A 4,140-nucleotide genomic window follows, 5' to 3' on the forward strand; every position below is an offset into this window, starting at 1 on the left:
CAACTATCACTATTACAACGGCAATGGCAGCGCCAAAGATTGCCCACATCTGAGGTGTCATCTTATCCATATCTTGATACTTGCGAAAATTCAGAGCCGTAGCATACTACCAACATCAGCTCTCACTGCATAGTGTGCTAACACACTGAGCAGGGGGCGCAAAACATATTAGAAAATATCATTATGGCTTACACACTTCCAGAACTCGGCTACGCGTACGACGCACTAGAACCACAAATTGACGCACGTACAATGGAGATTCACCACTCAAAGCACCACAATGCATACGTGACTAACCTCAACGCAGCCCTAGAGGGCAGTGAACTCGCTGAGCTAGCAATCTGCCAGCTCGTTCAGCAACTCGACAAAGTTCCTGCAGCTAAGCAAGCAGCAGTTCGAAACAACGGCGGTGGACACCTCAACCACTCACTCTTCTGGAAGGTTATCACTCCGGGGGGGGCATCCGCACCATCCGGTGAACTCGCAGCAGCCATCGATAAAGAGTTCGGTTCGTTTGACGATTTCAAAAAGGCATTCGCGGCTGCTGGCGCTACACGGTTCGGCTCAGGCTGGGCGTGGCTCTGTGCCAAGGAAGATGGTAGCGTAGCAGTATGCTCCACTCCCAACCAAGACAACCCACTCATGGGTGAGTTCGCTGACGCATGTGGCTGTGCACCAATCCTCGGCCTCGATGTCTGGGAGCACGCATACTATCTCAACTATCAGAACCGTCGTCCAGACTACATCGCTGCATTCTTTGAGATCGTAAACTGGGATGTTGTGAGCGAGAAGTACGCTCACGTCACAGGCAAGTCCTGCGAGGACTCAAAGTGCCACGGCTAATAGTTAGACTAATACTTTTTTCAAAACGCGATCCAGCAATGGGTCGCGTTTTTTTCTCAGTAGAAGAGAGCTTCTAGTCACTAGAAAAAAGCTGAAGTTTCAGCACTTGAAACTTCATACTTCTATCTTCACACTGGCCTCATGAAAGTCGGCATCATAGCGAATCCTCACAAAAAGGGCGCAGCTAGTACCATCAATGCCCTCAAGGCGGTATTGGCCAATCACTCCATCACCTCACTACTGGAAGATGAGTCAGCAAAAATCGTTGGTGCTCAATCTAAGTACTCTGCAGCAGAACTTGCTACTCACTGTGACGTGATCACTGTGATGGGCGGTGATGGAACAATGATCAATGCTGCACACCGCATTGGGCCTAGTTCGACTCCAATCGCTGGTATTAACATTGGCACTCTCGGCTTCCTCACTTCATGCACCGACGACGAGTTAGAGCTCTTTGCCCAGTCTCTGCTAGATCAGAGCTATAAAATAGTTCCTCGCATCCTGCTCGAGACATGCATCACCTACGCGGATGGCAAAACTGAAAGCGACTTTGCAGTCAACGAGATCACTCTTTCACGTGGTCAGACGGGTCGACTCATTTCTCTCGATGCCTTCATAGATGGAGCATTGCTCAACCACTACCATGCTGACGGACTGATCGTGGCGACCCCTACTGGATCTACAGCGTATTCACTAGCAGCTGGCGGCCCTTTACTCTCACCGATTGCTAAGGCATTTGTGATCACTCCGATTTGCCCTCACTCACTTACTAACCGCTCACTAGTTCTAGATGATTCTTCAGAGGTCGAACTGGTAACCACCGATGAATCCAAGAGTCTCGCATTTTACTCTATCGATGGGCGTGACGTCATTGAGCTTCCATGCGACGCTCGTATCAGTATCAAAAAAGCGGACCACCAACTCCATCTATTGCGCCTCAAAGATCGCTCACACTTCTCGACTCTGCGCAAAAAACTACATTGGGGTTAGCCCTTCCAAGTCTAATTTTATTATGATGCCATTTGACTGAAAGGGTATCACTCCATTGTGAGTATTGATGCGCACCACCACCATATCACTTACCGATGAAATGCATTTTTTTAACTTGCCTAGCACTCACTGTTAGCCTCACCGCGCAAACTAAGATTGCCTGCGTTGGCGACTCTATCACATTTGGCGCAGGTGTCGCTGCACGTGAGAAGCTCAACTATCCAGCACAGCTTGGCTACCTGCTAGGCGACGATTACGAGGTAAAGAACTTCGGAGTGAGTGCCCGGACGATGCTCAACAAAGGTGATCACCCCTATACTAAAGAAAAAGCCTACCAAAACTCCCTAAACTACCAGCCTGATATAGTTATCATCAAATTAGGAACGAACGATTCGAAGCCACATAACTGGATATTTAAGGCAGAGTTCGCAGATGACACCAAGGCTCTCGTCCATTCCTACACATCCCTCCCTAGCAAACCACGCGTGATTCTCTGTCAGCCTGCGCCAGTGGCCAAAGACAGGTGGGGGATCTCAGAGAAAGTCACCCGCAGCGAGGTCGCCCCATTGATCCGCAATGTGGCTTTAGAGCTCAATACCGAACTCATCGATCTCCACACACCATTAGTGAACCACAAGAGCTGGATCCCTGATGGAGTGCATCCAAATGCCTTCGGTGCAGAAGTTCTGGCGCGTCACCTGCATCGCTACCTCACAACCGAGCGCGATAACCAATGGACCACAGATACGCTGGAAAACGCAAAGCTTGGAAACTTCCATGGCTACGCAATGCAGAATTTTGAGTTTCAAGGAACCCCCTGTAAAGTGGTGAGCCCTAAAGCCGCCGCGGTAGGTAAACCTTGGGTTTGGCGCGCACGCTTATGGGGGCGCCAGCCACAATTCGACATCACGATGTTAGAGTTAGGTTGGCACATTGTGTATTGTGATGTAGCAAATCTATTTGGTTCTCCTAAAGCGACACAGCGCTGGGACACCTTTTACTACGCCATGCAGTCGATAGGTCTTTCCAGGACTCCCTTTTTAGAAGGCATGAGCCGCGGAGGTCTACCTATACACAACTGGGCTGTGTCGAACCCTAAGAAGGTCGCCGGAATCTATGGCGATAATTGCGTGATGGACATCAAGAGTTGGCCTGCGGGCTTTGGGTCAGGCGGAGGTAGCGCTCTGGATTGGGAACAATGCAAGAAAGCCTATGGCTTCAAATCTGATGAAGAGGCAAAAGCCTTCCAAGCAAACCCAGTCGATACCATTACAACAATCAAGGAAGCTAAAATTCCTCTTCTTTACCTAGTGGGTACAGCTGACTCTGTGGTTCCTGGATTAGAAAACTCCCAGCTCGCAGCTCAGAAGCTGAATGGCTACGCTGAAGTTTTCCTAAAAGAAGGCAAAGGCCACCACCCACATTCCCTTCCCAACCCGCAACCAATCGTCGACTTTGCTCTCCGCAGCAATGGCAGCTACACGAATCCTGCTGCGTTGCCCGCGCCATCTGCTGAATACCGAGGTGGTCCCGCTGGCTGGGGAGGCGGCATTTGGTGGAACCAGTTAGAAAAAATCAACCAGCTCAGCAAAGAGAACCAAGACCTTGAGCTAGTATTCTTCGGTGACTCTATTACCCAATCTTGGACTGGCTCGCACAAGCGAATGGCTGAAAAAGGAGGTGATCGTCCGATCGATAAATTCTTTGCGGACAAATGGAAAACAGCATCCTTTGGCATCTCCGGCGACCGCACAGAACACCTGCTCTACCGCCTCGCTCACGGAAACTTTGATGGGCTTAGGCCCAAGGCTGTAGTTCTTCTGGTCGGCGTCAACAATCTAGTTGCAGCAAACCATAATGAGGACCAGATAATTGGCGGCATAGAAGCATTAGTCGAGGAACTCATAGCTAAACTACCCGACTCTGAGATCATCTTACTAGGCCCCTTGCCGTCTGGTAACCATCCTAAGGATGCCCGACGCCTCAGCATCGCTAAGATCCAGAAGAACATTGCCTCTCTGGGTGAAAAAGAACATGTCACCTACCTAGACCTCGCTCCAGCATTCACCAACACCGATGGCTCGCTGAAAGCTGATGCCTATTCCAGCGACAAGATTCACCTCCAAGCAAAGGGATACGAAATCTGGGCTGAGGCGCTTATGCCGACATTGGAGAAAGTAATGGAGTAGTCGCTGCGCTTAATGTAAGGATTAGGGATGAATAACCCCGCTATATAGCGGTACATGCTAGGACAGAGGTGTCACTTTCCTGATGCATTGCTCCCTTGATACCAAGCTGGGGCTTGGC

General features: G+C 50.0%; 3 protein-coding genes. All 3 read left to right on the plus strand.

Going from position 1 to position 4,140, the window contains the following annotated elements; genetic code table 11:
• Window positions 1-183 precede the first annotated feature (183 nt).
• The 3 genes from ABGY95_RS10175 to ABGY95_RS10185 all read left to right on the plus strand — a co-directional run bounded on the left by ABGY95_RS10175 (window position 184) and on the right by ABGY95_RS10185 (window position 4,022).
• Window positions 184-843, plus strand: a complete 660-nt coding sequence (locus tag ABGY95_RS10175) for a superoxide dismutase (protein ID WP_347441572.1) — start codon at window positions 184-186, stop codon at window positions 841-843.
• Between the two features lie 141 nt (window positions 844-984).
• The gene (locus tag ABGY95_RS10180; protein ID WP_347441573.1) at window positions 985-1,833 is read left to right on the plus strand and encodes an NAD(+)/NADH kinase; all 849 of its coding nucleotides are present in this window, start codon (window positions 985-987) and stop codon (window positions 1,831-1,833) included.
• A 95-nt stretch (window positions 1,834-1,928) separates the two neighbouring features.
• Window positions 1,929-4,022 carry a GDSL-type esterase/lipase family protein gene (locus ABGY95_RS10185; RefSeq protein WP_347441574.1) on the plus strand — a complete coding sequence of 698 codons (2,094 nt, stop codon included), beginning with the start codon at window positions 1,929-1,931 and terminating at the stop codon, window positions 4,020-4,022.
• Window positions 4,023-4,140: the final 118 nt, after the last annotated feature.

The organism is Rubritalea sp. (genome assembly GCF_039830215.1).
GTDB lineage: Bacteria > Verrucomicrobiota > Verrucomicrobiia > Verrucomicrobiales > Akkermansiaceae > Rubritalea.

Coding starts and splice junctions, on each gene's coding strand:
- ABGY95_RS10175 (WP_347441572.1), top strand. CDS start 184: ATGGCTTACACACTTCCAGAACTCGGCTACGCGTACGACGCACTAGAA.
- ABGY95_RS10180 (WP_347441573.1), top strand. CDS start 985: ATGAAAGTCGGCATCATAGCGAATCCTCACAAAAAGGGCGCAGCTAGT.
- ABGY95_RS10185 (WP_347441574.1), top strand. CDS start 1,929: ATGAAATGCATTTTTTTAACTTGCCTAGCACTCACTGTTAGCCTCACC.